This window comes from Streptococcus sp. CL6.22 (assembly GCF_049738055.1).
Classification (GTDB): domain Bacteria; phylum Bacillota; class Bacilli; order Lactobacillales; family Streptococcaceae; genus Streptococcus; species Streptococcus mitis_DJ.
The window spans coordinates 112,511-139,325 of the sequence record NZ_JBKOTV010000004.1 but is presented as its reverse complement, the minus strand read 5'-3'; the positions used below and the strand labels follow the sequence as shown (position 1 = coordinate 139,325).

24 protein-coding genes, 1 tRNA gene and 1 riboswitch are annotated in these 26,815 nt (G+C 39.5%); of the genes, 19 read left to right on the top strand and 6 right to left on the bottom strand.

Features of this window, described 5'->3' with window-relative positions; genetic code table 11:
* Positions 1-14: 14 nt before the first annotated feature.
* Positions 15-863 carry a YitT family protein gene (locus ACLNCW_RS03235; RefSeq protein ID WP_424845359.1) on the bottom strand — a complete coding sequence of 283 codons (849 nt, stop codon included), beginning with the start codon at positions 861-863 and terminating at the stop codon, positions 15-17.
* A gap of 140 nt (positions 864-1,003) precedes the next feature.
* Here ACLNCW_RS03235 and ACLNCW_RS03230 point away from each other — a divergent pair, with 140 nt between their 5' ends.
* The 8 genes from ACLNCW_RS03230 to ACLNCW_RS03195 all read left to right on the top strand — a co-directional run bounded on the left by ACLNCW_RS03230 (position 1,004) and on the right by ACLNCW_RS03195 (position 13,408).
* On the top strand, positions 1,004-1,843 hold the full coding sequence (locus ACLNCW_RS03230) for a DegV family protein (RefSeq protein WP_371484043.1): 840 nt from the start codon (positions 1,004-1,006) through the stop codon (positions 1,841-1,843).
* A gap of 107 nt (positions 1,844-1,950) precedes the next feature.
* Positions 1,951-2,226 (top strand): HU family DNA-binding protein, encoded by a 276-nt coding sequence (locus ACLNCW_RS03225; RefSeq protein WP_001284640.1) that lies wholly within the window; start codon positions 1,951-1,953, stop codon positions 2,224-2,226.
* Positions 2,227-2,440: 214 nt separating this feature from the next.
* Positions 2,441-3,148, top strand: coding sequence for a thiol-disulfide oxidoreductase-associated membrane protein CcdA2 (ccdA2, locus tag ACLNCW_RS03220; protein ID WP_237446838.1), 708 nt, complete (start codon positions 2,441-2,443; stop codon positions 3,146-3,148).
* 11 nt (positions 3,149-3,159) lie between these two features.
* Positions 3,160-3,726 carry a thiol-disulfide oxidoreductase-associated lipoprotein SdbB gene (sdbB, locus tag ACLNCW_RS03215; protein WP_033685134.1) on the top strand — a complete coding sequence of 189 codons (567 nt, stop codon included), beginning with the start codon at positions 3,160-3,162 and terminating at the stop codon, positions 3,724-3,726.
* Positions 3,727-3,848: 122 nt separating this feature from the next.
* Positions 3,849-5,240 (top strand): APC family permease, encoded by a 1,392-nt coding sequence (locus tag ACLNCW_RS03210; RefSeq protein WP_084924362.1) that lies wholly within the window; start codon positions 3,849-3,851, stop codon positions 5,238-5,240.
* 142 nt (positions 5,241-5,382) lie between these two features.
* Positions 5,383-6,300: a zinc-binding lipoprotein AdcAII gene (adcAII, locus tag ACLNCW_RS03205; protein ID WP_004254291.1), complete on the top strand. Its 918-nt coding sequence runs from the start codon at positions 5,383-5,385 to the stop codon at positions 6,298-6,300.
* Positions 6,301-6,307: 7 nt separating this feature from the next.
* The gene (locus tag ACLNCW_RS03200) at positions 6,308-9,430 is read left to right on the top strand and encodes a pneumococcal-type histidine triad protein (protein WP_424845358.1); all 3,123 of its coding nucleotides are present in this window, start codon (positions 6,308-6,310) and stop codon (positions 9,428-9,430) included.
* Between the two features lie 210 nt (positions 9,431-9,640).
* Positions 9,641-13,408, top strand: coding sequence for a pneumococcal-type histidine triad protein (locus tag ACLNCW_RS03195; RefSeq protein ID WP_424845357.1), 3,768 nt, complete (start codon positions 9,641-9,643; stop codon positions 13,406-13,408).
* A gap of 35 nt (positions 13,409-13,443) precedes the next feature.
* Here the strand turns inward: ACLNCW_RS03195 and pepT are convergent, their stop codons facing one another.
* The gene (gene pepT / locus ACLNCW_RS03190) at positions 13,444-14,667 is read right to left on the bottom strand and encodes a peptidase T (protein ID WP_049515286.1); all 1,224 of its coding nucleotides are present in this window, start codon (positions 14,665-14,667) and stop codon (positions 13,444-13,446) included.
* A 153-nt stretch (positions 14,668-14,820) separates the two neighbouring features.
* Between pepT and hemH the strand changes: the two genes are divergently transcribed.
* Positions 14,821-15,915: a ferrochelatase gene (hemH, locus tag ACLNCW_RS03185; RefSeq protein ID WP_084953919.1), complete on the top strand. Its 1,095-nt coding sequence runs from the start codon at positions 14,821-14,823 to the stop codon at positions 15,913-15,915.
* 41 nt (positions 15,916-15,956) lie between these two features.
* Here the strand turns inward: hemH and mscL are convergent, their stop codons facing one another.
* Together mscL and ACLNCW_RS03175 are read right to left on the bottom strand one after the other, a co-directional pair.
* The gene (gene mscL, locus ACLNCW_RS03180; RefSeq protein ID WP_000910205.1) at positions 15,957-16,337 is read right to left on the bottom strand and encodes a large conductance mechanosensitive channel protein MscL; all 381 of its coding nucleotides are present in this window, start codon (positions 16,335-16,337) and stop codon (positions 15,957-15,959) included.
* A gap of 85 nt (positions 16,338-16,422) precedes the next feature.
* Entirely contained in the window at positions 16,423-16,854 is a 432-nt protein-coding gene (locus ACLNCW_RS03175) for a GtrA family protein (protein ID WP_424845356.1), read from the bottom strand.
* 28 nt (positions 16,855-16,882) lie between these two features.
* Positions 16,883-16,979: riboswitch (PreQ1 riboswitch) on the top strand.
* Here ACLNCW_RS03175 and ACLNCW_RS03170 point away from each other — a divergent pair.
* The 4 genes from ACLNCW_RS03170 to dapA all read left to right on the top strand — a co-directional run bounded on the left by ACLNCW_RS03170 (position 16,977) and on the right by dapA (position 20,105).
* The gene (locus ACLNCW_RS03170) at positions 16,977-17,486 is read left to right on the top strand and encodes a QueT transporter family protein (protein WP_000737072.1); all 510 of its coding nucleotides are present in this window, start codon (positions 16,977-16,979) and stop codon (positions 17,484-17,486) included. (Overlaps the previous riboswitch by 3 nt.)
* Before the next feature lie 98 nt (positions 17,487-17,584).
* Positions 17,585-17,657, top strand: a tRNA-Thr gene (locus ACLNCW_RS03165).
* 379 nt (positions 17,658-18,036) lie between these two features.
* Entirely contained in the window at positions 18,037-19,113 is a 1,077-nt protein-coding gene (locus tag ACLNCW_RS03160) for an aspartate-semialdehyde dehydrogenase (protein WP_070842326.1), read from the top strand.
* Positions 19,114-19,169: 56 nt separating this feature from the next.
* On the top strand, positions 19,170-20,105 hold the full coding sequence (dapA, locus tag ACLNCW_RS03155) for a 4-hydroxy-tetrahydrodipicolinate synthase (RefSeq protein WP_261047687.1): 936 nt from the start codon (positions 19,170-19,172) through the stop codon (positions 20,103-20,105).
* A gap of 46 nt (positions 20,106-20,151) precedes the next feature.
* Here dapA and mnmE read toward each other — a convergent pair whose 3' ends face one another.
* Positions 20,152-21,525 carry a tRNA uridine-5-carboxymethylaminomethyl(34) synthesis GTPase MnmE gene (mnmE, locus tag ACLNCW_RS03150; protein ID WP_049501753.1) on the bottom strand — a complete coding sequence of 458 codons (1,374 nt, stop codon included), beginning with the start codon at positions 21,523-21,525 and terminating at the stop codon, positions 20,152-20,154.
* A 137-nt stretch (positions 21,526-21,662) separates the two neighbouring features.
* Positions 21,663-21,845 carry a 4-oxalocrotonate tautomerase gene (locus ACLNCW_RS03145; protein ID WP_424845355.1) on the bottom strand — a complete coding sequence of 61 codons (183 nt, stop codon included), beginning with the start codon at positions 21,843-21,845 and terminating at the stop codon, positions 21,663-21,665.
* Between the two features lie 122 nt (positions 21,846-21,967).
* Between ACLNCW_RS03145 and ACLNCW_RS03140 the strand changes: the two genes are divergently transcribed.
* From ACLNCW_RS03140 to glyA, 6 genes are all read left to right on the top strand, one after another.
* On the top strand, positions 21,968-22,558 hold the full coding sequence (locus tag ACLNCW_RS03140; protein ID WP_261042854.1) for a thymidine kinase: 591 nt from the start codon (positions 21,968-21,970) through the stop codon (positions 22,556-22,558).
* Positions 22,555-23,634 (top strand): peptide chain release factor 1, encoded by a 1,080-nt coding sequence (gene prfA, locus ACLNCW_RS03135; RefSeq protein ID WP_001028815.1) that lies wholly within the window; start codon positions 22,555-22,557, stop codon positions 23,632-23,634. Before ACLNCW_RS03140 ends, prfA begins: the two co-directional genes overlap by 4 nt.
* Positions 23,634-24,470 carry a peptide chain release factor N(5)-glutamine methyltransferase gene (gene prmC / locus ACLNCW_RS03130; RefSeq protein ID WP_261032907.1) on the top strand — a complete coding sequence of 279 codons (837 nt, stop codon included), beginning with the start codon at positions 23,634-23,636 and terminating at the stop codon, positions 24,468-24,470. The genes prfA and prmC overlap by 1 nt, the downstream gene beginning before the upstream one ends.
* Positions 24,454-25,056 (top strand): L-threonylcarbamoyladenylate synthase, encoded by a 603-nt coding sequence (locus ACLNCW_RS03125; RefSeq protein ID WP_261032908.1) that lies wholly within the window; start codon positions 24,454-24,456, stop codon positions 25,054-25,056. Before prmC ends, ACLNCW_RS03125 begins: the two co-directional genes overlap by 17 nt.
* 1 nt (position 25,057) lies before the next feature.
* Positions 25,058-25,489 carry a GNAT family N-acetyltransferase gene (locus tag ACLNCW_RS03120; protein WP_261032910.1) on the top strand — a complete coding sequence of 144 codons (432 nt, stop codon included), beginning with the start codon at positions 25,058-25,060 and terminating at the stop codon, positions 25,487-25,489.
* Between the two features lie 62 nt (positions 25,490-25,551).
* Entirely contained in the window at positions 25,552-26,808 is a 1,257-nt protein-coding gene (gene glyA / locus ACLNCW_RS03115; protein ID WP_424845354.1) for a serine hydroxymethyltransferase, read from the top strand.
* The last annotated feature ends 7 nt before the right edge of the window (positions 26,809-26,815 follow it).

Below are 26,815 nucleotides of genomic sequence, written 5' to 3'. Positions count from 1 at the left end.
TACAAGACCTCTTTTTATTCTTTTTCAAAGGTAAATCCTTCTCCAAGGATTTCGTGGGCTTCTGTAATAGTTATAAAGGCTTGAGGATCAATTCGATGAATCATTTCCTTCATTTTCACAATTTCATTTCTTCCGACAATACAGTAAATGATTTTTAAATCTTCTTGACTATAATAACCTTGACCTGAGATGAAAGTAACGCCTCTACCTAGGTCATCATTAATCGCCTTAGCAAGTTGGTCAGGACGTTTGGTAATAATCATAAATCCTTTACCTGCGTAGCCACCTTCGCCAATCAAATCAATGACACGCGAAACGATAAAATCAAATAAGAGCGTGTAGGAAACCAATCTCAAGTCCTTGAAGATTAGGAGAATGAGCATGAGAATACAAAAATCTAAGATAAAGAGCAGTTTTCCCATTGATATATGAGTGTACTTGTTGAGAATACGAGCTACAATATCAGTACCACCAGTTGTACCTCCAGCATTAAAGATAATTCCAAGACCAATTCCCAATAGAATCCCAGCTATAAGGGCAGTGATTAGTAAATCACCTTGAAGATCAATATGAAGGGAAATACGTTCAAAAAAGGCCAACCAGGCGGACAAGGCTAAGGTTCCTAGTAAACTAGAATAGAGGGACTTTGCTCCAAATATTTTCCAAGCTAGGATGAAAAGGGGAATGTTAATCAGCAAATTCATAAGAGAAACAGGGATTTTAAAAAGATAAAAGGTGATGAGGGTAATACCTGTCGCCCCTCCTTCAAAGAGATGATGAGGAACTACAAAATAAGTCAGACCAAAAGCATAAATAGCAGCACCTAGTAAAATGGTTAAAATGGGATAAATTTTTTTAATCATAGGGACCTCTTTTCTTATAAGTAGATTATATCAAATTTTTAAGGAAAATTTGAATGACTCCATTAGGATTTTTAATCTTTTTTTGATATAATTAAAAGTAAGAAAACCAATCTGAATCCTAAAATAGAAAGATTGATACTATGACAAAAATTAAGATTGTAACCGATTCATCTGTTACTATTGAACATGAACTAGTAAAACAATTAGATATCACTGTTGTTCCGTTATCTGTAATGATTGATAATGTTGTTTATTCTGATGCGGATTTGAAAGAAGAAGGTAAATTTCTTCAGTTGATGCAAGCAAGTAAGAATCTTCCGAAAACAAGTCAGCCACCTGTAGGTGTCTTTGCTGAAGTTTTTGAAGACCTATGCAAAGATGGTAGCCAGATTCTTGCTATTCATATGTCTCATGCCCTTTCTGGTACTGTAGAAGCGGCACGTCAAGGTGCTAGCTTATCTACTGCCGATGTGACAGTTATTGATAGTTCTTTCACTGACCAAGCCTTGAAATTCCAAGTTGTTGAGGCTGCGAAGTTAGCACAAGAAGGCAAAGAGTTGGAGGAAATCTTATCTCGTGTAGAAGAGGTCAAAAACCATACAGAGCTCTATATTGGTGTTTCAACTTTAGAAAATCTTGTCAAAGGTGGACGAATTGGCCGTGTAACTGGGTTGTTGAGTTCTCTTCTCAATATCCGAGTTGTCATGCAAATGAAAGACCATGAATTGCAACCAATCGTTAAAGGTCGTGGAGCTAAAACCTTTAAAAAATGGTTAGATGAGTTGATAACATCACTCTCTGAACGTTCTGTAGCAGAGATTGGAATTTCATATTCTGGTAGTGCTGATTGGGCAAAAGAGATGAAAGAAAGTTTACAAGCTTATGTTGAAAAGCCAATTTCTGTTTTGGAAACAGGCTCTATTATTCAAACTCACACGGGTGAGAATGCTTGGGCTATTTTAGTACGTTACCATTCCTAAAAAAATAAAGAAAATGGGAAGAAATAGCGTTTTTAACTTGACCTAAAAGGGATTTTAGGATATGATTATATTTGTTAATTAGAAATAAAATTGGAGGAATCATTAACATGGCAAACAAACAAGATTTGATCGCTAAAGTAGCAGAAGCTACAGAATTGACTAAGAAAGACTCAGCAGCAGCAGTTGAAGCTGTATTCGCAGCAGTAACTGAGTACCTTGCAGCTGGTGAAAAAGTTCAATTGATTGGTTTTGGTAACTTTGAAGTTCGTGAGCGTGCTGCACGTAAAGGTCGCAACCCACAAACTGGTAAAGAAATCAAAATTGCAGCTTCTAAAGTTCCAGCATTCAAAGCTGGTAAAGCTCTTAAGGACGCTGTTAAATAATCAACCTTCCAAAAGCCTATTGTATCAAGCTTTCTAGCTTGGGCAGTAGGCTTTTTTTGTGTATAGGGGGCAAAAAAGGGCCAGAATGTGAATGAACTAATACCGGAACAAATCTTTCAAATACAGGCTAATTCAAATTGCGTAGCAGAAATCATACAAATGAAATTGATTATAGTAAAATGGAATTAGAATTATTAAGAAAGTTGGTTTTTTATTGGAAACGATAGTATTTTCAATCTCCGTTTTTTTAGCAGGGATTTTGTCCTTCTTTTCCCCTTGCATTTTTCCTCTGTTACCTGTTTATACTGGAATTTTGCTGGATGATCAGGAAAGTGCAAAAAGCTTTTCTTTGTTTGGGAGAAAGGTTGCCTGGTCAGGTCTGATTCGAACTCTCTGCTTTATCGCAGGCATTTCACTCATTTTCTTTATTCTAGGATTCGGTGCTGGTTACTTTGGTAATATTCTCTATGCCAATTGGTTTCGCTATACCATGGGAACAATTATTATCATTTTAGGCCTTCACCAGATGGAAATTTTTCATTTTAAGAAATTAGAGGTTCAAAAAAGCTTTACTTTTAAGAAATCAGAAGCTAATCGTTATTGGTCAGCCTTTTTACTCGGTATTACTTTTAGCTTTGGTTGGACGCCTTGTATTGGTCCTGTTTTGAGTTCTGTTTTAGCGCTTGCGGCTTCTGGAGGAAATGGCGCTTGGCAAGGTGCAATCTATACCTTGATTTACACTCTGGGGATGGCAATTCCTTTCTTGCTTTTGGCTCTAGCTTCAGGTGTAGTAATGCCTTATTTTAGTAAAATTAAACGTCATATGATGCTACTGAAGAAAATTGGTGGTTTACTCATTATTTTAATGGGAATTTTATTACTATTAGGACAAGTAAATGTTCTAGCTGGAATTTTTGAATAAAGGAGAAAAAGATGAAAAAAGTAATGTTTGCTGGCTTAAGCCTCTTGTCATTAGTCGTATTGATAGCCTGTGGTGAGGAAGAGACTAAAAAGACTCAAGCTCCACAACAAGCCCCAAAACAGCAGCAACAAACGCCTGTACAACAAATTGCTGTTGGGAAAGAGGCTCCAGACTTCACCTTGCAATCTATGGATGGTAAAGAAGTTAAGTTATCTGATTATAAGGGGAAAAAAGTCTACTTGAAGTTTTGGGCTTCATGGTGTGGTCCATGTAAGAAAAGTATGCCTGAGTTGATGGAATTAGCGGCGAAACCAGATCGTGATTTTGAAATTCTTAGTGTCATTGCACCAGGAATTCAAGGTGAAAAAACTGTCGAGCAATTCCCACAATGGTTCCAAGATCAAGGCTATAAGGATATCCCAGTTCTTTATGACACAAAAGCAACTACATTCCAAGCTTATCAAATTCGAAGCATTCCTACAGAATACCTGATTGACAGTCAAGGAAAGATTGGAAAGATACAATTTGGTGTTATTAGCAACGCGGATGCAGAAGCAGCCTTTAAAGAAATGAACTAGAATAGATAAAAATCTGATTACAAGAGAGTAGTCAGATTTTTTTAGAAAATTATTTTATAAATATTCACAAATATCCTATATTTATGGTAAAATAGAATCATCATTTTATTTTGGAGTCAAAGATGAATATATTTAGAACAAAGAATGTTAGTTTGGATAAAACGGAGATGCACAGGCATTTGAAGTTATGGGATTTGATTTTGTTAGGTATCGGAGCCATGGTAGGGACAGGTGTCTTTACTATAACAGGTACTGCAGCCGCAACTCTAGCGGGTCCAGCGCTAGTGATTTCAATCGTCATTTCTGCCTTGTGTGTGGGATTATCAGCCCTCTTTTTTGCAGAATTTGCTTCGCGAGTACCCGCTACAGGTGGTGCCTACAGCTATCTCTATGCTATTTTAGGAGAATTCCCAGCTTGGTTGGCTGGTTGGTTAACCATGATGGAATTCATGACAGCCATATCTGGTGTGGCTTCGGGTTGGGCAGCGTATTTTAAAGGGCTTCTCTCTCAATACGGGATAGCCCTTCCTCAGGTTTTAAATGGTACCTTTAATCCTCAAGCAGGGACATTTGTTGATTTATTGCCTATTCTTGTCTTGGTTCTAGTTACCTCGCTGGTTTTACTTAATGCTAAGGCGGCCTTACGCTTTAATTCTATTCTAGTGATTTTGAAATTTTCCGCTTTAGCTCTCTTTGTTTTAGTAGGAATTTGGCATATCAAACTTGATAACTGGAGTAATTTTGCCCCTTATGGTTTTGGCCAAATATATGGTGCTAGTACGGGTATTATGGCTGGGGCGTCCTTGATGTTCTTTGGTTTTTTGGGGTTTGAATCCATCTCTATGGCTGTAGATGAGGTCAAGACTCCTCAAAAAAATATTCCTAGAGGGATTGTCTTATCGCTTTCTATCGTAACTATTCTTTATGCCTTGGTGACTCTTGTTTTGACTGGTGTGGTTCACTATAGTCACCTAAATGTCGACGATGCCGTTGCCTTTGCTCTTCGCAGCATTGGGATTAGTTGGGCAGCCAACTATGTGTCATTAGTGGCTATTTTGACCTTGATTACGGTTTGTATCTCGATGACCTATGCCCTATCGCGTATGATTTACAGTTTAGCGCGTGACGGCTTGATGCCTGCTACCTTTAAAGAACTAACCAAAACAAGCAAGGTACCAAAAAATGCTACTATCTTGACCGGTCTAGCTTCAGCAGTAGCAGCAGGAATGTTCCCTCTTGCTAGTATCGCAGCCTTCTTAAATATTTGTACCTTGGCCTACTTGATCATGCTGGCTTATGGTCTGATTCGTTTACGGAAAGAAAAAGGAATGCCCAAAGCTGGAGAATTTAAAACACCATTAGTACCCTTATTACCTATTTTATCAATCATCATTTGTTTATCCTTTATGTTGCAGTATAATATGGAAACCTGGATTGCTTTCCTAGTTGCATTGTTGATAGGAAGTATCATTTACTTTTCTTATGGCTATAAGCATTCTACCATAGAAGAATAAAGTGAGAATCTGTTGAGTTATTGAAACTCAGCAGATTTTTATATGTGAAAGAAATTTCAAATTTTTTCTAAAAATAGCTTGACAGATTAAATTTTTAGGAGTAGAATGTTTACCAGTTAATTAAATAGTTAAGGAGTTATCTATGAAGAAAAAAAGTTTATTTTTAGTATTGTTAAGTGTCTTTCTTTTGTGTTTAAGTGCTTGTGGGCAGAAGGAAAGTCAGACAGGGAAAGGGATGAAAATTGTAACAAGTTTTTATCCTGTCTATGCTATGGTCAAGGAAGTATCTGGTGACTTGAATGATGTTCGGATGATTCAGTCAAGTAGTGGGATTCACTCCTTTGAACCTTCAGCAAATGATATCGCAGCCATCTATGATGCAGATGTCTTTGTTTACCATTCGCATACGCTTGAATCTTGGGCGGGAAGTCTGGACCCCAATCTTAAAAAATCCAAAGTTAAGGTTTTAGAGGCTTCAGAGGGAATGACTTTAGACCGCGTCCCAGGGCTAGAAGATGTGGAAGCAGGTGATGGAGTTGATGAAAAAACGCTCTATGACCCTCACACTTGGCTAGATCCTGAAAAAGCTGGTGAAGAAGCCCAAATTATCGCTGATAAACTTTCAGAGGTTGATAGTGAGCACAAAGAAACTTATCAAAAAAATGCGCAAGCCTTTATCAAAAAAGCTCAAGAATTAACTAAGAAATTCCAGCCTAAATTTGAAAAAGCGAGTCAGAAAACTTTTGTAACACAGCATACAGCCTTTTCTTATCTTGCTAAGAGATTTGGATTAAATCAACTTGGAATCGCTGGTATCTCTCCTGAACAGGAACCAAGTCCAAGACAACTAACAGAAATTCAGGAATTTGTTAAAACCTATAAGGTTAAAACGATTTTTACAGAAAGTAACGCTTCTTCAAAAGTAGCTGAAACTCTTGTCAAATCAACAGGTGTGGGGCTTAAAACTCTGAATCCTTTAGAGGCAGACCCACAAAATGACAAGACCTATTTAGAAAATCTTGAAGAAAATATGAGTGTTTTAGCAGAAGAATTGAAATGAGGAAAGAATGAAAATCAATAAAAAATATGTAGCGGGTTCAGTGGCAGTTCTTGCCCTAAGTGTTTGTTCCTATGAACTTGGTCGTTACCAAGCTGGTCAAGTTAAGAAAGATTCTAATCGAGTAGCTTACATAGATGGTGATCAGGCTGGTCAAAAGGCAGAGAACTTGACACCAGATGAAGTAAGTAAGAGAGAGGGAATCAACGCCGAACAAATTGTTATCAAGATTACGGATCAAGGTTATGTGACCTCTCATGGAGATCATTATCATTACTATAATGGCAAGGTTCCTTATGACGCTATCATCAGTGAAGAACTGCTGATGAAAGATCCGAATTATCAGTTGAAGGATGCAGACATTGTCAATGAAATCAAGGGTGGTTATGTGATTAAGGTAGACGGGAAATACTATGTTTACCTTAAGGATGCGGCTCATGCGGACAATATTCGGACAAAAGAAGAGATTAAACGTCAGAAGCAGGAACATAGTAGTAATCACGGTGGCGGTTCAAACGATCAAGCGGTTGTTGCAGCCAGAGCTCAAGGACGCTATACAACGGATGATGGGTATATTTTCAATGCATCTGATATCATTGAGGACACGGGTGATGCCTATATCGTTCCTCATGGCAATCACTTCCACTATATTCCGAAGAGTGACTTATCTGCTAGTGAATTAGCTGCTGCGCAAGCCTTCTTATCTGGAAAAGGTGGTCAATTAAGTACAGTTGAATATCGTTCAAGCAGAGCTGAAACAAGATCTAGTGTGAGAACGAGTCAATCTGAGTCTCCTCAAAATCCTGCAGTAGCTCCTGAGAGTCAAAATGAGGATTTAGCTAGTCTCCTTCAAGAATTGTACGCTTTGCCCCTTAGCCAACGTCATGTGGAATCTGATGGATTAGTATTTGACCCAGCACAGATTACAAAACGTACTGCAAATGGTGTGGCGGTTCCTCATGGAGATCATTTCCATTTCATTCCTTATTCGCAAATGTCTGCTTTGGAAGAAAAATTGGCTCGAAATCTACCAATTGGAGGTCAGCCAGTTCAAAGTCATTCTGACAATACGAAACCAAGCAGCTCTGAGAAAACAAGTTCAACACCAAGTTCAACCATTAAACCAAACTTTAATCTCAATACGCCGGCACCGAATCGAGGAACTGGAGGAGCCTATACAACAGATGATGGGTATGTCTTTAGTCCGACAGACGTGATTGAAGATACAGGTGACGCTTTTGTTGTACCGCACGGCAATCATTTCCACTATATTCCGAAGAGTGATTTGTCAGCAGGAGAATTGGCTGCAGCCCAAGCCTATTGGAATGGGAAACAGGGCTCACATTCTGCCACAAGTTCAAGTAATCCAAGTAGTGATAATGCTAAACCAGCTCAACCAAGTCTGACAGAGACTCCAAATCTAACTGTCACTCCAACTTATCATCAAAATCAAGGGGAAGATATCCCAACACTTTTAAGTGAATTGTATGCCAAACCTTTATCAGAACGCCATGTGGAATCTGATGGATTAGTCTTTGATCCGGCACAAATCATCAAACGTACTGCAAATGGTGTCGCAGTGCCTCACGGAGACCACTATCACTTTATCCCTTATTCACAAATGTCACCTTTGGAAGAAAAATTGGCTCGTATGATAGCTGTCAAGGGACAAAATGGCAGTGTCTTGCCAAGCGTCACACCACTGAAGCCAGCGCCTACTACCAAAACTCTAGCACCAGTGGAAAATAAAACGACAGAATTTAATGTCAACCAGGTTGTTAGAAAAGTTGGCGACGGTTATATTTTCGAGGATAAGGGAGTCAGTCGTTATGTTCTAGCTAAAGACCTGGCCAAGGATAAGATTGATGCTATTGAAAATCTCTTGTCTAAGAAAGCTCAAGAAACACACGATCTAGTTGCGAAGAAAGAAAATGTCGCTCCTCGTGACCAAGAATTTTATGATAAAGCATATAATTTATTGGCCGAGGCTCATAAAGCCTTGTCTGAAAATAAGGGTCGTACTTCTGATTTCCAAGCCTTAGACAAATTAGCAGAACGCTTGAATGATGAATCTTCTAATAAAGGAAAATTGGTAGATGATTTATTAGCATTCCTAGCACCAATTACCCATCCAGAACGTCTCGGAAAACCAAATGCTCAAATTGCTTATACAGATGTTGAAATTAAATTAGCGAAATTAGCAGGTAAGTATACAACAGAAGATGGGTATATCTTTGACATTCGTGATATTACCAGTGATGAGGGAGATGCTTATGTAACTCCGCATATGACCCATAGTCATTGGATTAAGAAAGAGAGCTTGTCTGAAGCTGAAAGAGCAGCGGCTCAGGCTTATGCTAAAGAGAAAGGTTTGACGCCTCCTTCGACAGATAATCAGGGATCAGGAAATACTGAGGTTAAAGGAGTAGAAGCAATCTATAATAAAGTGAAGGCGGCTAAGAAGGTTCCACTTGATCACATGCCTTACAATCTCCAACATACTGTTGAAGTCAAAAACGGAAGCTTGATTATTCCCCATTATGATCATTACCATAACATTAAATTTGGCTGGTTTGACGAAGGACTCTATGAGGCACCTAAGGGTTATAGCCTTGAGGATCTCTTTGCAACTGTAAAATATTATGTAGAACATCCAGACGAACGTCCTCACTCAGATAATGGTTGGGGAAATGCCAGCGACCATGTTCGTAAAAATAAGCCAGAAGACAGTAAACTTGATGAAGATAAGAAACATGATGAAGTAAGTGAACCAACTCGCCCTGAATCTGATGAAAAAGAGAATCACGCAGGTTTAAATCCTTCAGCAGATAATCTTTATAAACCAAGCACTGATACGGAAGAGACAGAGGAAGAAGCTGAAGATACTACAGATGAGGCTAAAGTTCCTCAAGTAGAGACTGAAAAAGTAGAAGCCAAACTCAAAGAAGTAGAAGCTCTACTTGCTAAAGTAACGGATGCTAGTTTGAAAGACAATGTGACAGAGAGCCTATCTGGTTTACGAAATAATCTGAGTCTTCAAACCATGGATAATAATGGCATCATGGCAGAAGCAGAGAAACTACTTGCTTTGTTAAAAGGTAGTGAGTCAGTTACGACGAAACCAGAAGCATAAGTTTATCCTATTAAATCAATATGATGTAAGAGTCAGTAGCAATACTGGCTTTTATTTTTTTAAAATGACATAAAAATCTTGACAGATAAACTTAAAAAAGGTAAACTATTTACTGGTTAATTAATTGGTTAAATAACCAGTTTAGAAAAACTGTTTAACCGAGAAAAAGAAGTTAAGAAAAGCTTCATCATTTATTGAAATGAGGGATTTATGAAATTCAGTAAAAAGTATATTGCAGCCGGATCAGCTGTTATCGTATCCTTGAGTCTTTGCGCCTATGCACTGAACCAGCATCGCTCGCAGGAAAATAAGGACAATAATCGTGTCTCTTATGTGGATGGCAGTCAGTCAAGTCAGAAAACTGAAAACTTGACACCAGATCAGGTTAGCCAGAAAGAAGGAATTCAGGCTGAGCAAATTGTCATCAAAATTACAGATCAGGGCTATGTGACGTCACACGGTGATCACTATCATTATTATAACGGGAAAGTTCCTTATGATGCCCTCTTTAGTGAAGAACTTTTGATGAAGGATCCAAACTATCAACTTAAGGATGGAGATATTGTCAATGAAGTCAAGGGTGGTTATATCATCAAGGTAGATGGAAAATATTATGTCTACCTGAAAGATGCAGCTCATGCTGATAATATTCGAACTAAAGATGAAATCAACCGTCAAAAACAAGAACATGTCAAAGATAATGAGAAGGTCAGCTCTGATGTTGCTGTAGCAAGGTCTCAGGGACGCTATACGACAGATGATGGTTATGTCTTTAATCCAGCTGATATTATCGAAGATACGGGTGATGCTTATATCGTTCCTCATGGAGGTCACTATCACTATATTCCAAAAAGTGATTTGTCTTCTAGTGAGTTAGCAGCAGCAAAAGCTCATTTAGCTGGCAAAAATACGCAACCGAGTCAGCTAAGCTATTCTTCAACAGCTAGTGAGAATAATACTCAATCTACAGTGCAAGGATTAACTAGCAAGCCAGAAAGCAAAGTTGAAAATCTCCAAAGTTTATTGAAAGAACTCTACGATTCACCTAGCGACAAACGTTACAGTGAATCAGATGGTCTGGTCTTTGACCCTGCTAAGATTATCAGTCGTACACCAAATGGAGTTGCGATTCCGCATGGTGACCATTATCACTTTATTCCTTACAGCAAGCTCTCTCCTTTAGAAGAAAAGATTGCTAGAATGGTGCCTATCGGTGGAACTGGTTCTACAGTTTCTATAAATGAAAAACCTCATGAAGTAGCGTCTAGTCTAGGAAGTCTTCCAAGTAATCCATCTATATTGAATAAAGCTTCTTCAACGTTAAATAAGGAAATTTCTTCAACATCTGATGGTTATATCTTTAATCCAAAAGATATCGTTGAAGAAACAGCCACAGCTTATATTGTAAGACATGGTGATCATTTCCATTACATTCCTAAGTCGAATCAAATTGGTCAACCGACTCTTCCAAATAATGGTCTAACAACACCTTCGCCATCTCTTCCAATCAATCCTGGTGTTTCACATGAGGAACATGAAGAAGGTGGACACGGCTTTGATGCTAATCGTATTATTGCTGAAGATGACTCAGGATTTATCATGAGTCACGGCGACCATAATCATTACTTCTTCAAGAAGGATTTGACTGCTGATCAAATCAAGTCCGCACAAGACCACTTGAAAGGTGCAAATACAGCAACACCAAATCCAGCTCATGATGACGATCACGATGAAGATCATCATGGACACCATCATGATGAAGACCATGATCACGGTTTTGATGCTAATCGTGTCATCAGTGAGGATGAATCAGGCTTTATCATGAGTCACGGTGACCACAATCATTACTTCTTCAAGAAGGATTTGACAGCTGAGCAAATTAAGGCAGCGCAAGACCACTTGAAAGGGGCAAATACAGCAACACCAAATCCAGCTCATGATGACGATCACGATGAAGATCATCATGGACACCATCATGATGAAGACCATGATCACGGTTTTGATGCCGATCGTGTCATAAGTGAGGATGAGCAAGGTTTTGTCATGAGTCATGGTGACCATAATCATTACTTCTTCAAGAAAGATTTGACAGCAGAGCAAATTAAGGCAGCGCAAGATCATTTGAAAACACATCATGATGCAGAGCCTTTAAAACCTCTTGCTAAAACGGTAGAGTCTTTCTCAAGAGATGCTAGCGATGAAGAAAAAATGGCTTACATTTCAAAGACCTACGGTGTTCCACTTGAAGCGATTAGAATTTCAAACGGTTTCTTTGTCTTTGGAAATCCAGACCAAGCCTACGATCCAACTCATATCCACCCATATGCTGTTCGTAAGGAACATGTGCGTCTTCCGCTACAAACTGGCAATCCAGAACTTGATTTCCTAAATGAACTCTATACCACTGCTTTGCGAGATGGTGTGTCTCCTTATAGTTTACAGGTAGAAAATGGTAGTTTTGTGATTCCTCATGGCGACCATAATCACTACATCAAGGTTCAAACTAAGGGATATGAAGTGGCTTTGAAAAACAAGATTCCAGCCCTACAATCCAATTATCAACCTGGAGCTTTTGATGAGAAGGCAGTCTTGGCAAAAGTAGATCAACTTCTAGCTGATAGCAGAAGTATCTACAAAGACAAGCCTATCGAACAAAGACAGATTGAGTTAGCCTTAGGTCAGTTTACTGAAAACATGAAGAAACTTGCAACTAACTCTACAGCAGGTTATCTTGCAACCCTTGATCTCTTTGATAAGCAATATATCCATATTGATGAAAGTGTCAAACCTACTGAAACAAGTGCTTTAGATAAGAAATATCAGGCCTTGATTGATAAAATCAATACACTGGATACAGACTCTTATGGACTTCCAAAGAAAGACCTTCTCGTTCGACTCCAAGAGGCTAAGTTGGCTAAAGATGAAGCTGCTTTAGTAGCGGTTGAATCACAACTTCAAGCTCTTCAAGACTTCAATGATCGAACAGGTGTTACAACTGTAGAATACATCAAATTTTTCTACGAACACGTAAATGACGGTCGTTTGAGTGATGAACTTCGAAACAAAGTGGCTCAGTTGACTTGGACCTTGTATCAATCTCAATCCTTCTTAAAGGCAGCGGAATTGAACAAATTATTCCCAAACATCTATCAGGCAAAACAAGAAGTGGAAGAAGCTTTGAAAGCTCAACCAACTACTGCTAAATCGACTCAAACAGTTTTAGATACTGAGAAAGTTGATAATCAAACTGCCAAGACAGCTATTTATGGCTTCTTGAAAGAATTGTACGGAGACTTTATACCTGAAGAACATGTCAATCATGTTAGCAAGGAAGAAGTAGAAAGCCTCTTGAGCAAGGCAAATCAACTCTTAGAACAAATCCAAGAAGAAGGAATCAGACAATCCTTGGCAGAAGAAGTAGAAAATCTCAAAGCTGCCACAAACAAGGCTGATGCGGACTTGGATGAAGTAAACAGTCAGGTAAAAGATGTCTTGACTCGTATCGCTAGCGCCCTTCAACAAGAAAAGGAAAATGCTGAGCAAGACCCTCAGACACTAGTACTCTATCAAAAACTCTACGATATTCTCATGTCGCTTCACTCTTATTTAGAAAACAACAAGGGTTCTGATGCGGACTTTGATAAGGTAGATGCTTTACTAGATCAACTTTCTGCTAAGAGTAAAGATAAAGCTGCTTTACTTGAATTGACAAAAGCTATTCTAGTCTTGAATCAAGAAATCAAGTCAAAATCAAGCTCAAGTGAAGAAGCAACTCCAGCGACAAATGCCGAGTCAAATGGTGAGAACACAAGTTCCGAAACTGAAACATCAGTGGCTGCAGAATCTAACAGTGAAACTGCAAGGGACGAAAACAAACCAAGCAATACAACAGATTCTAAACCTGCTGAACCAGCTTCAGAAAAGGAAACAACAGAATCTACAACAAGTACTGGAAATCAAGAAAAACCAGCAGAATAAAAAGAAAGGCGAAGTAGCTAAGCTACCTCGTCTTTTTAGTCTTCATAAGCTACGATACCAATGATGGTATCAACTGCACGTTCCATAGTCTGAAGGCTGACGTATTCAAAACGTCCATGCATATTTTCTCCTCCCGCAAAGATATTAGGAGTTGGGATTCCCATAAAGGAAATCTTAGAGCCGTCTGTCCCTCCACGAATTGGTTCGATAATAGGAGTAATACCCAAATCTTCCATAACGGCTTTGGCAATGGTAATTGGAGTCATATCTTTCTCAATGACTTCTTTCATATTGTAGTACTGGTCTGTCAAGTTTAGGGTGACACGGTCGCTACCAAGTTCTTGATTCATCTTATCAGCGATAGACTGCATTGCTGCTTTACGCGCTTCAAAGGCATCTTTTTCAAAATCACGAATGATGTAGCTTGCACGTGCCTCTTCGACACTACCTATCACATCCATTAGGTGGTAGAAGCCTTGGTAACCTTCTGTTAACTCGGGTCGGTCATTCTCTGGAAGTTGATTATGAAAATCAATTGCTAGCTGAAGGGCATTGACCATCTGCCCTTTGGCAGTACCAGGGTGGACATTGCGTCCTTGGAAATGCAATTCAGCACCAGCGGCTGAGAAGGTCTCGTACTGAAGTTCTCCGAGAGGTCCGCCATCTACAGTATAGGCAAAATCTACATCGAAATCTTCTGCATCAAATTTATTGGCACCAACACCGATTTCTTCATCTGGACCAAAACCAACACGAATCTCACAGTGCTTGATTTCAGGATGGGCAGTCAGATATTCAATAGCAGTCATAATTTCAGCAATCCCTGACTTGTCATCAGCACCTAGTAAGGTTGTTCCATCGGTTGTGATGAGCGTTTGTCCTGGATATTTCTCTAGACTCTTAAAGTCAGCTGGATCGAGTTTGAAACCAGAATTTCCAAGTTCAATCACACCACCATCGTAGTTTTCAATTACCTGTGGCTTGACTCCTTCGGCTTTAAAATCAGCAGTATCCATGTGGGAGATGAAGCCAATCTTACGTGTTAAAGATGGATCATTGGCTGGCAAGGTTCCAATTGCAAAACCATTTGCTAGATAATAAACATTTTGTAATCCAACACGTTTCATTTCAGGGATCAGGACATTGGTTGCGAAGTCAACCTGACTCTGTGTACTTGGAGTAGTAGTAGAGTGTTCATCAGAGCGCGTGTTGACCTTAACGTAGGTTAGGAATCGGTCCAAGAGATTGGGATAAGTCATAAAAAACTCCTTTTGAATTCATTTTTTCCATTGTATCATAGAAAAGAGAGAAAAACAAAAGACTGAAGTTAGGGAAATTCGCTATGTTGGCGTTTACTTATCAACAAATTAATGATAAAATAAACTTGATAAAAATATCACAAGGAAGCGATTATGAAAAAAGCAATTTTAATGATGACTTTCGGTTCACCAGAAGAGATTACCTTTGAAGGTGTGGCTGATTTTTTCACAAATATTCGTCGCGGAGTGAGACCTCAAGACCACGAGGTTCAAACACTCTATGATAATTATGTACTTATTGGAGGTACGCCTCTGCAAAGAATTACCCGTGAAGAGGTTGCCTTAGTAGAAGCTAGACTGGGGAATGAGTATAGTGTTTATTTTGCTAATAAGTTTTCTAGACCTTTTATCCCAGATGTGATTGGTCAGATGGAAGCAGACGGAATCGAGCAGTGTATTTGCTTGATTTTGGAGCCCCATTATTCTTTCTACTCTGTCATGGGCTATGAAAAATTTTTAGAAAGCAAGCAAATTCAATTTTTAGTCATTAAGGACTGGTATCAAGAAGAAGCGCTGTTAAACTATTGGGCAGATGAAATTGGTAAAATTTTAAAAGAAGAAGTAAAGCAGGATAGCTTTAAAGTCATCTTTTCAGCCCACAGTGTGCCTATTTTTGCCTTGGATTTTGGTGACCCATATATCGATCAAATTTTTGAAAATAGCAAGCTAGTCGCTGAAAAACTAGGTTTGAGTTCAGAACAATATACCAACACTTGGCAGAGTGAGAGTGATATTGGTATTCCATGGATTAAACCAGATGTTTTAGAGTATCTCAGAGAACAGAAAGAACATCCAGACCATTATATTTTTGTACCTATTAGTTTTATCAGTGAGCACATTGAAGTCTTGTTTGACAATGATGTGGAATGTTATGATTTATGTCAGGAATTTGGAGTAAACTACCATCGTCCACCAATGCCAAATACAGATTCTCGCTTGATTGATGCCTTGGTCAATACCGTCAGAGCTAATGAGAACAAAGAGTTTAAGGAATTTCTCCCAGAAGAAGAAACCTTTGATGAGTTAGTTCCGTCAGATGAGACTAAAAACATTTTGGCCGAATCAGAAGATTTACAAATGCCGGAATTTGTGAAAAAACTGATTGAGAAAAAAGGTCGGGAAAATGTTAAGATGCCTTATCTTATTAAGAAAATGCTTGAGAAAGCAGGCAAGTTACCGAAAGAGTAAAGAAAAAAGGATTTAGCTTTGTGCTAGATCCTTTTAATTGATTATTTTTTCTCAAGAAGAGCTTTGATCTCTTGAAGTACTTCCAACTCAGTTGGACCAGCTGGAGCTTCCTCAGCAGCTTCTTCTTTCTTAGTAAGGCTTTGAGCTTTTTCAATTCCTTTGATAACGAAGAAGAGAACAGTACCGATAACTAGGAAGTTGATAACAGCACTCAAGAATTTACCATATGTAACACCATTCCAAGCAAGCTCAGCGATGTTTTGTACTTTCGCAGCTTCCAAGGCTGGATTCAAAATAAGTGGAGTGATGATATCGTTAACAAGTGATGTAACGATTGCACCAAAAGCAGTGGCAATGATCACACCGACAGCAAGGTCAACAACATTACCACGAAGCAAAAATGCTTTAAGATCTTTTAACATTTTCATAATTTCCTTTCAAAAAATTTTTACACTTAATTATATATTAATTAAGAAGTTCTTGCAAGCTATATGTTTAAAATTTTTCTTATTTTTTAAAAATAAATACCTTACTAAAAATGTAATTGAGGATAATTATTAAGAATTGTGCAATAACTGTTTCAATACTATTCACCTTGTTAATATTATCATTTACAAATTGCCCGATAATATTAGGAAACTGAGTTACAAAGAGAAAAGTTAAAAACAAGTCTAAAAGAAAAGTAGAAAGACGTGCTATAGTAAATTTAACTAAACGGCTTGGCCAATTCTGCCTAGCTTGCTTAAATACAATTGTATCATTTGTGATAAAAGCAAATAGGATACCGATACTATTTGCTAGTCCAGTAGCAAGGAGTTCTCTATGAGTTACTTGATAAATGACTAATCTGGATAGGATAGAAACAAGAGTAGTGGCTATTCCAAAAAAGAGATAGAGTAAAAGCTCATTTTTCAAGAGACTTTGAATACGTTTTTTCATGCTTTTAGTATAGCATAAAGCAGGCTATTGTGCTATACTAGTAAGGTTGATTCAATCAACCCTTGGTGCTTAGCTTCTTTCACCAAGCATATTATACGCGGGCAACCGCTAAAGGAGAAAATATGAAAAAATTAACTATTCGTGATGTTGCAGATATTGCAATCGTTGCTGCTATCTATGTCGTTTTGACTGTCACACCACCCCTAAATGCCATTAGCTATGGTGCTTATCAGTTCCGTATTTCAGAAATGATGAATTTTATGGCTTTTTACAATCCAAAGTACATCATCGGAGTTACAATCGGTTGTATGATTGCTAATTTCTTTAGCTTCGGACTGCTAGATGTCTTTGTTGGTGGTGGATCAACCTTAGTATTCCTCAGTCTAGGTGTTTGGCTTTTTGCAAAATACAGCAAGGATTATCTTTTTAACGGATTGATTCGAAAAGATCATTTCTTCTTCTCAATCCTTTTTTCAATTTCCATGTTTACTATCGCTGCCGAGTTGAATATCGTAGCGCAATTACCATTTTTCCTTACTTGGTTTACAACAGGTATTGGTGAATTTGCCTCATTGATTATTGGTGCGATTATCATTGGTAAAATTGGTCGTCGAATTGATTTAAGCAAATAGAAGAAGATAAGCTAGGTGGCTCTTACCTGGCTTTTTCTTATAGAAAATTTCTAAGGAAACTTGACAAGTTTTTCTAACTTTAGTATACTTTTAAGTAAGCTGATTTAGCTCAGTTGGCAGAGCGCATCCATGGTAAGGATGAGGTCGCCGGTTCAATCCCGGCAATTAGCATGATATTTTCAGGGAAACTCTTGAATACAAGAGTTTTTTCTTATGCTCGCGAGAAAAAATTCTGACTTTTGTATAATAAAAGTCATCCTGAAAAGATTTTTTATTGACAAAACCACTTATTTCTAGTAATATAATAGACGCGATGAGTCGATAGGTAGTCCTCGGACTACTATTGAGCATAAGGAGGTCATAACGCAGGAGCGGACCTTGATGAGTTGTGTGAACCTGCTCATCACATGAAGATGCCTCTTAGTCCCTAGTCTAGCGACTGGGGATTTTTATTTTCTAAAAAATGATGAAAAAGCTTTGCAATTCATGGAAAAAGTAGTATAATACATCTATTATAGAAATTTTTAGAAAATTCCAAAAGAGGTTATTTATGGGATATACAGTTGCTGTAGTCGGCGCGACAGGTGCTGTCGGAGCTCAGATGATAAAAATGTTGGAAGAATCAACACTTCCAATCGATAAAATTCGTTTACTTGCTTCTGCACGTTCAGCAGGCAAGACTTTGAAGTTTAAAGATCAAGATATTACGATTGAAGAAACAACTGAAACAGCTTTTGAAGGAGTTGATATTGCTCTCTTTTCAGCAGGTGGTTCTACATCAGCTAAATATGCACCATACGCAGTTAAAGCTGGAGCGGTAGTAGTAGATAATACATCTTACTTCCGTCAAAATCCAGATGTTCCTTTGGTTGTTCCAGAGGTCAATGCTCATGCACTTGATGCCCACAATGGGATTATTGCCTGCCCTAACTGTTCAACAATTCAAATGATGGTAGCTCTTGAGCCAGTTCGCCAAAAATGGGGCTTGGACCGTATCATTGTTTCAACTTACCAAGCAGTTTCAGGTGCTGGTATGGGAGCAATTCTTGAGACACAACGTGAACTTCGTGAAGTCTTGAATGATGGTGTAACCCCACGTGATTTACATGCCGAAATCTTGCCTTCAGGTGGGGACAAGAAACACTATCCTATCGCCTTCAATGCTCTTCCACAAATCGATGTCTTCACTGACAATGATTACACTTACGAAGAGATGAAGATGACTAAGGAAACTAAGAAAATCATGGAAGATGATAGCATTGCAGTATCTGCAACATGTGTGCGTATTCCAGTCTTGTCAGCTCACTCTGAGTCTGTTTACATCGAAACAAAAGAAGTGGCTCCAATTGAAGAAGTAAAAGCAGCTATCGCAGCCTTCCCAGGTGCTGTTCTTGAAGATGATGTGGCTCATCAAATTTATCCTCAAGCCATTAATGCAGTGGGTTCTCGTGATACCTTTGTTGGTCGTATCCGTAAAGACTTGGATGCAGAAAAAGGAATCCACATGTGGGTTGTTTCTGATAACCTGCTCAAAGGTGCTGCTTGGAACTCAGTTCAGATTGCTGAAACCCTTCATGAACGTGACTTGGTTCGTCCAACAGCTGAATTGAAATTTGAATTAAAATAGTCATATTGTTTAGGAGTTCAGATGAACTCCTTCTTTGAAATAGAGAGGTGTTTCTCATGTCTTATCAAGATTTAAAAGAGTGTAAAATCATCACAGCCTTTATTACCCCCTTCCATGAGGATGGTTCCATTAACTTTGATGCCATTCCAGCCTTGATTGAGCATTTGTTGACGCATCATACGGATGGAATTCTTCTCGCAGGTACCACTGCTGAGAGTCCGACATTGACTCACGATGAAGAGTTGGAGCTCTTTGCGGCTGTACAAAAAGTTGTCAATGGACGTGTTCCTTTGATTGCGGGTGTGGGTACCAATGATACGCGTGACTCTATTGAGTTTGTCAAAGAAGTCGCGGAATTTGGTGGTTTTGCTGCTGGGCTTGCTATTGTACCTTACTACAACAAACCTTCTCAAGAAGGAATGTATCAGCATTTTAAGGCCATTGCAGATGCTTCTGACTTACCTATTATTATCTATAACATTCCAGGGCGTGTAGTTGTAGAATTAACTCCAGAAACCATGCTTCGCTTGGCTGACCATCCAAATATCATTGGGGTCAAAGAATGTACTAGCTTGGCCAATATGGCTTACTTGATTGAGCACAAGCCAGAGGAGTTCTTGATTTATACAGGTGAGGATGGAGATGCTTTCCATGCCATGAACCTTGGTGCTGATGGGGTTATTTCTGTTGCCTCTCATACAAATGGGGATGAGATGCACGAGATGTTCACTGCAATTGCAGAAAGCGATATGAAAAAAGCCGCAGCTATTCAGCGTAAATTCATTCCTAAGGTCAATGCCCTCTTCTCTTATCCAAGTCCTGCTCCTGTTAAGGCGGTTCTTAACTACATGGGATTTGAAGCTGGACCAACTCGTCTACCTCTAGTTCCAGCACCAGAAGAAGATGCCAAACGAATTATCAAGGTTGTCGTAGATGGCGACTACGAAGCGACTAAGGCAACTGTAACAGGGGTTTTAAGACCAGATTACTAATAAAGACAATAAAATCCATGACCGAATGAAGGATCATGGATTTTTCTTATTTTCCTAAACAGAATTGGCTAAAGAGTTGGGTGATGAGTTCATCAGGAGCAGCATCCCCAGTGATTTCTCCGAGGATTTCCCAAGTACGGGTCAAGTCAACTTGAAGCAAGTCAACTGGCATACCTAGTTCCAGCCCTTCATTAACAGCTTGCAAACTTTCAACAGCCTTCTCAATCAAGGAAATATGACGGGCGTTGGACAAGTAAGTAGCATCTTGCTCGACTAGACCAGCATTTTCAAAGAAGAGGTTGTTGATACGTTCTTCAATCTTATCAATATTTTGGTTTTTTAGGACTGAAATACGAATAACGTCTTCAGGAAGTTCTGAAGTTTCAATCGTTTCTGGCAGGTCGGTTTTATTAAGAAGAATAATGCGATTAGTCTCCTGACTGATTTCTAGGAGTTGGCGGTCTTGGGCGGTTAGTGGTTCACTGGCATTTAGCACCAGTAGAACCAAGTCGGCTTCCTTGAGGGCTTTTTTCGAACGCTCAACTCCAATTTGTTCAACGATATCATCCGTTTCACGAATACCAGCTGTGTCAATCAATTTGAGAGGAACACCGTTGATGTTGACGTATTCTTCGATGACATCTCGAGTTGTACCAGCAATGTCTGTAACGATAGCCTTGTCCTCACGTAAGAGGTTGTTGAGGAGGCTGGATTTTCCAACGTTAGGACGGCCGATGATAGCTGTTGAAATTCCCTCACGGAGGATTTTGCCGCGACGGGCTGTCCTAAGGAGATTAGTTAGTAATTGTTCAAACTCCATTGTCTTCTCACGGACAACAGCAGTAGTGGCTTCCTCAACATCGTCATACTCAGGATAGTCGATATTAACCTCAACTTGGGCAAGTGTGTTAAGGATTTCTTGACGGGTATTGTTAATGAGGTCAGAAAGGGAACCATCTAATTGTTTGACCGCAATGTTCATGGCCTTGTCTGTCTTTGCACGGATGATGTCCATCACTGCCTCAGCCTGTGTCAAATCTACGCGACCGTTTAAAAAGGCACGTTTAGTAAATTCACCAGGTTCAGCCAATCGAGCTCCTTCACGGATAGCTAGCTGGAGAATCTCATTGGTCACCGCAATACCACCGTGGGTATTAATCTCGATAATATCCTCACGAGTGAAGGTCTTTGGAGACTTCATAGCCCCAACCATGACTTCGTCCATGACTTTTCCTGTCTGAGGATCAACGATGTGACCGTAGTTAAGGGTATGGCTAGCAACCTTACTCAAGTCTTTTCCTTTAAAAATCTTTTGCGCAATAGCAAAACTTTCTGTTCCGCTCAGGCGGACAATACCAATAGCCCCTTCACCTAGTGGAGTAGAGATAGCAGCGATGGTATCAAATTCACGTGTAATCATAATGTTTCCTTTAATAAATAGCTCTTTTCTTGGAAATTTTTCCAAGTCTCTTTTCAAATTGTAACAAATTTGAACTATTTCTTCAATGGATGCTACTTGGAGATTGAAAAAGCCTAAGCAATTCTGCTTAAGCTAGCTTATTTGTTGCGCATTTCCCCTTGTGGGAAGTAAGTTCCTTCTGGCATGTCATTGATAATGACATGGACAGCAGATTGAGGGGCTCCAGTGTTGCGGACAACCGCTTCTGTTACTTCCTTAGCAAGAGCTTTCTTTTGATCGAGCGTGCGTCCTTCAAATAAATCGATGCGTACAAATGGCATAATAGCTTCCTCCACTAGTTTTGATTTCTTCTATTTTACCACATTTTGCCGTTTAAAGCTTAAGAAAATTATGATATACTAGAATGTAGCAAAAATTTAGAAATGGACGTGAAGCAAGAAACATGGCACAGTTGTATTATCGTTATGGGACCATGAACTCTGGAAAGACAATTGAGATTCTCAAGGTGGCCTATAACTATGAGGAGCAAGGAAAAGGTGTTGTGATTATGACCTCAGCTCTTGATACTCGTGACGGTGTTGGCTATGTGTCGAGTCGTATTGGCATGAAACGCTCTGCCATTGCGATTGAGGAAACAACTGATATCTTCGGCTATATCCGTGATTTACCCGAAACACCTTACTGTGTGTTGGTCGATGAGGCCCAGTTTCTCAAGCGTCACCATGTTTACGACCTAGCTCGTGTTGTTGATGAGTTAGACATACCTGTCATGGCTTTTGGTTTGAAAAATGACTTTCGCAATGAATTGTTCGAAGGTTCCAAATATCTCTTGCTTTTAGCAGACAAGATTGATGAGATTAAGACCATTTGCCAGTATTGTAAGAAAAAGGCGACTATGGTTTTGCGTACGCAGGATGGACTGCCCGTTTATGATGGTGAGCAGATTCAAATCGGTGGAAATGAAACCTATATCTCGGTTTGCCGTAAACATTATTTTGCCCCTGAAATCAATAAGGAGAATGAAGAAAAATGAACATCTATGATCAACTACAAGCTGTAGAAGACCGTTATGAAGAATTAGGAGAATTACTGAGTGACCCTGATGTCGTTTCTGACACCAAGCGTTTCATGGAACTTTCAAAAGAAGAGGCTTCAACTCGTGACACAGTAACGGCATACCGAGAATACAAACAAGTCCTTCAAAACATCGTTGATGCCGAAGAGATGATTAAGGAATCGGGCGGAGATGCGGATTTGGAAGAAATGGCTAAGCAAGAACTCAAAGATGCCAAGGCTGAAAAAGAAGAATACGAAGAAAAACTAAAAATCTTGCTCCTTCCAAAGGATCCAAACGATGACAAGAATATCATCCTTGAAATCCGTGGCGCCGCTGGTGGAGATGAAGCAGCACTTTTCGCTGGTGATTTGCTAACCATGTACCAAAAATATGCGGAAGCCCAAGGATGGCGCTTTGAAGTCATGGAAGCCTCTATGAATGGTGTCGGTGGTTTTAAAGAAGTGGTTGCCATGGTTTCGGGTCAATCTGTATATTCTAAGCTTAAGTACGAATCAGGTGCTCACCGTGTGCAACGTGTCCCTGTGACAGAAAGCCAAGGTCGTGTTCATACTTCGACAGCAACAGTTCTTGTCATGCCTGAAGTCGAAGAAGTAGAATACGATATTGATCCAAAAGACCTTCGTGTTGACATCTATCACGCCTCTGGTGCTGGTGGACAGAATGTCAATAAGGTTGCTACTGCCGTTCGTATCGTTCACTTGCCAACCAATATCAAGGTTGAGATGCAGGAAGAACGTACTCAGCAGAAAAACCGTGAAAAAGCCATGAAAATCATTCGTGCGCGTGTTGCTGACCACTTTGCACAAATTGCACAAGATGAACAAGATGCCGAGCGTAAGTCAACAATCGGTACTGGTGACCGTTCAGAACGAATTCGTACTTATAATTTCCCACAAAACCGTGTTACAGACCACCGTATCGGCTTGACCCTCCAAAAACTAGATACTATCTTATCTGGAAAATTGGATGAAGTTGTGGATGCCTTGGTTCTTTATGACCAAACACAAAAATTAGAAGAATTAAACAAATAATGAAATTAGCTCAATTATTTTCAGATTTTGAAGAAGAGTTGGTTAGACAAGGAGAGGAAGCTGAAAGCCTCTCTTTTGTCTATCGTAGCCTGAAAAATCTCTCTTTTACTGACTTTGTCTTTGCCCTCCAGCAGGAAGTGACGAAAGAGGAAGAAGTTTTTGTTAAAGGAATTTTCCAACAGTTAGCAGCTCATAAACCGCCACAGTACATCATCGGACAGGCAGATTTTTATGGAATGCAGTTAAAAGTTGATGAGCGAGTTTTGATTCCTCGTCCAGAAACAGAGGAGTTAGTGGAGCTTATCCTGGCTGAAAATTCTGAGACGAATCTTTCAGTTCTGGACATTGGAACAGGTAGTGGAGCTATTGCTCTCGCCTTAGCAAAAAAAAGACCAGATTGGTCAGTAACAGCAGTAGACATTTCCCAAGATGCTTTAGATGTAGCTAGCGAAAATGCTAAAAAGCAAAATCTTCAAATATTTTTAAAAAAATCTGACTGTTTTACAGAAATTTCTGAAAAATATGATATAATTGTTTCCAATCCACCCTATATCTCTCGTGAAGATGAGTCAGAGGTCGGCTTGAATGTTTTGCATTCGGAGCCTCATCTAGCTCTCTTTGCAGATGAGGATGGCCTAGCTATTTATCGCAGAATTGCGGAAGATGCAAAAGACTATCTCAAAGATGGTGGTAAGATTTACCTTGAAATTGGATACAAGCAAGGTCAAAGTGTTCCTGAACTTTTTAGGAAATATCTTCCTGAAAAGCAAGTAAGAACACTCAAGGACCAATTTGGTCAAGATAGGATGGTCGTGGTTGATGATGGACAGGATTAGACAAGAGTTGGAAAATGGTGGAGCTATTGTTCTACCTACAGAGACGGTTTACGGTCTTTTTGCCAAGGCGCTAGATGAAAAAGCAGTTGACCATGTTTACCAGCTCAAACATCGTCCTAGAGACAAGGCGCTCAATCTCAATATCGCCTCTCTAGAGGATATCTTGTACTTCTCTAAGAATCAGCCATCTTATCTGCAAAAACTTGTAGAGACCTTTTTACCGGGTTCCTTGACTATTATCCTAGAAGCCAATGACAGAGTTCCCTATTGGGTCAATTCTGGTCTTGCAACGGTGGGATTTCGGATGCCCAGTCACCCCATTACACTCGATTTAATTAGAGAGACGGGGCCCTTGATTGGACCGTCTGCCAATATTTCAGGTCAGGCAAGTGGCGTAACCTTTGATCAGATTCTAGAGGATTTTGACCAAGAGGTTTTGGGTCTTGAAGACGATGCTTTTCTAACTGGACAGGATTCGACAATTTTGGATTTGTCTGGAGACAAGGTGAAAATCCTACGCCAAGGGGCCATTAAGCGAGAAGACATTCTTGCACAGTTGCCAGAGATTTCTTTTGAGGAGGCATGAGATGCTAAGAGATTTGCAAGAAACAGATGTGAATGCTATATGTGAGATTAACCAAGAGGCTTTGGGCTATTCTTTTAATCTAGAGGACACAGCTAGTCAACTAGCTAGATTATCTCAGGATTCACATCATTTCCTACTTGGCTATGAGGATGAAGTCAGTCATGTCCTACTTGGATATGTCCATGCTGAAGTTTATGAATCCCTCTATTCCAAAGCAGGCTTTAATATCTTAGGCTTAGCGGTTTCGCCTCAAGCACAAGGGCAAGGTATTGGTAAAAGCTTATTACAAGGGTTGGAGGAAGAATCAAAAAGACGTGGTTATGGGTTTATCCGCTTAAACTCTGCCGATCATCGTCTGGGTGCTCATGCATTTTATGAAAAAGTTGGTTATATTTGTGATAAAATGCAGAAACGGTTTATTCGCATCTTTTAGTTTAATTTTCTAATAAGAAAATTAAACTAATGAACTAGTCACATAATAAAAGGAGAAGACCTATGATTTTTGACAAAGATGATTTTAAAGCATATGATGCTGATCTCTGGAATGCTATTGCCAAAGAAGAGGAACGCCAACAAAACAATATTGAATTGATTGCTTCGGAAAACGTAGTTTCCAAGGCTGTCATGGCAGCTCAAGGGTCTATCTTGACGAATAAATACGCCGAAGGCTACCCAGGACGCCGTTATTATGGTGGAACAGATGTAGTAGACGTAGTAGAAAGTCTAGCCATTGAACGTGCAAAAGAAATTTTCGGTGCTAAATTCGCCAATGTCCAACCTCACTCAGGAAGCCAAGCCAACTGTGCTGCTTACATGGCCTTGATTGAGCCTGGCGATACGGTTATGGGAATGGATTTGGCTGCAGGTGGTCACTTGACTCATGGGGCTCCTGTTAGCTTCTCAGGTCAAACCTACAACTTTGTTTCTTATAGTGTTGATCCTGAAACGGAACTCTTAGACTTTGATGCTATCTTGAAACAAGCCCAAGAAGTCAAACCAAAACTGATTGTAGCAGGTGCTTCAGCCTATTCTCAAATTATCGACTTTTCAAAATTCCGTGAAATTGCGGATGCTGTGGGTGCGAAGCTCATGGTAGACATGGCCCATATCGCTGGTTTGGTTGCTGCTGGTCTTCACCCAAGTCCAGTACCATACGCTCATATCACCACAACAACGACCCACAAAACCCTTCGTGGACCTCGTGGTGGTTTGATTTTAACTAATGATGAAGAACTTGCTAAGAAAATCAATTCAGCTATTTTCCCAGGTATTCAGGGTGGTCCTTTGGAGCATGTTGTTGCTGCTAAGGCAGTTTCCTTCAAAGAAGTTTTGGATCCAGACTTCAAGGAATATGCTGCCAATGTTATCAAGAACAGCAAGACTATGGCAGATGTCTTCTTGCAAGACCCTGATTTCCGTATCATTTCTGGAGGAACTGAAAACCACCTCTTCCTAGTGGATGTGACTAAGGTTGTAGAAAACGGAAAAGTTGCTCAAAACTTGCTGGATGAAGTCAATATTACCCTAAATAAAAACTCAATCCCTTACGAAAGCTTGTCACCATTCAAGACAAGTGGTATTCGTATCGGAGCAGCAGCCATTACTGCTCGTGGATTTGGTGAAGAAGAAAGTCGCAAAGTGGCTGAACTTATCATTAAAACCCTTAAGAATGCAGAAAATGAAGCTGTCTTAGAAGAAGTGAGAAGTGCAGTTAAAGAATTAACAGATGCCTTCCCATTATACGAGGACTAAAACTTTT

Bases quoted from the DNA above. Each gene is read 5' to 3' on its own strand.
- ACLNCW_RS03175 (WP_424845356.1), bottom strand. From the start codon at position 16,854: ATGAAAAAACGTATTCAAAGTCTCTTGAAAAATGAGCTTTTACTCTAT.
- ACLNCW_RS03125 (WP_261032908.1), top strand. From the start codon at position 24,454: ATGATGGACAGGATTAGACAAGAGTTGGAAAATGGTGGAGCTATTGTT.
- sdbB (WP_033685134.1), top strand. From the start codon at position 3,160: ATGAAAAAAGTAATGTTTGCTGGCTTAAGCCTCTTGTCATTAGTCGTA.
- ACLNCW_RS03210 (WP_084924362.1), top strand. From the start codon at position 3,849: ATGAATATATTTAGAACAAAGAATGTTAGTTTGGATAAAACGGAGATG.
- ACLNCW_RS03160 (WP_070842326.1), top strand. From the start codon at position 18,037: ATGGGATATACAGTTGCTGTAGTCGGCGCGACAGGTGCTGTCGGAGCT.
- ACLNCW_RS03225 (WP_001284640.1), top strand. From the start codon at position 1,951: ATGGCAAACAAACAAGATTTGATCGCTAAAGTAGCAGAAGCTACAGAA.
- ACLNCW_RS03230 (WP_371484043.1), top strand. From the start codon at position 1,004: ATGACAAAAATTAAGATTGTAACCGATTCATCTGTTACTATTGAACAT.
- ACLNCW_RS03195 (WP_424845357.1), top strand. From the start codon at position 9,641: ATGAAATTCAGTAAAAAGTATATTGCAGCCGGATCAGCTGTTATCGTA.
- prmC (WP_261032907.1), top strand. From the start codon at position 23,634: ATGAAATTAGCTCAATTATTTTCAGATTTTGAAGAAGAGTTGGTTAGA.
- ACLNCW_RS03170 (WP_000737072.1), top strand. From the start codon at position 16,977: ATGAAAAAATTAACTATTCGTGATGTTGCAGATATTGCAATCGTTGCT.
- glyA (WP_424845354.1), top strand. From the start codon at position 25,552: ATGATTTTTGACAAAGATGATTTTAAAGCATATGATGCTGATCTCTGG.
- prfA (WP_001028815.1), top strand. From the start codon at position 22,555: ATGAACATCTATGATCAACTACAAGCTGTAGAAGACCGTTATGAAGAA.
- ACLNCW_RS03140 (WP_261042854.1), top strand. From the start codon at position 21,968: ATGGCACAGTTGTATTATCGTTATGGGACCATGAACTCTGGAAAGACA.
- pepT (WP_049515286.1), bottom strand. From the start codon at position 14,667: ATGACTTATCCCAATCTCTTGGACCGATTCCTAACCTACGTTAAGGTC.
- ACLNCW_RS03200 (WP_424845358.1), top strand. From the start codon at position 6,308: ATGAAAATCAATAAAAAATATGTAGCGGGTTCAGTGGCAGTTCTTGCC.
- dapA (WP_261047687.1), top strand. From the start codon at position 19,170: ATGTCTTATCAAGATTTAAAAGAGTGTAAAATCATCACAGCCTTTATT.
- ACLNCW_RS03235 (WP_424845359.1), bottom strand. From the start codon at position 863: ATGATTAAAAAAATTTATCCCATTTTAACCATTTTACTAGGTGCTGCT.
- ACLNCW_RS03120 (WP_261032910.1), top strand. From the start codon at position 25,058: ATGCTAAGAGATTTGCAAGAAACAGATGTGAATGCTATATGTGAGATT.
- mnmE (WP_049501753.1), bottom strand. From the start codon at position 21,525: ATGATTACACGTGAATTTGATACCATCGCTGCTATCTCTACTCCACTA.
- ACLNCW_RS03145 (WP_424845355.1), bottom strand. From the start codon at position 21,845: ATGCCATTTGTACGCATCGATTTATTTGAAGGACGCACGCTCGATCAA.
- adcAII (WP_004254291.1), top strand. From the start codon at position 5,383: ATGAAGAAAAAAAGTTTATTTTTAGTATTGTTAAGTGTCTTTCTTTTG.
- mscL (WP_000910205.1), bottom strand. From the start codon at position 16,337: ATGTTAAAAGATCTTAAAGCATTTTTGCTTCGTGGTAATGTTGTTGAC.
- hemH (WP_084953919.1), top strand. From the start codon at position 14,821: ATGAAAAAAGCAATTTTAATGATGACTTTCGGTTCACCAGAAGAGATT.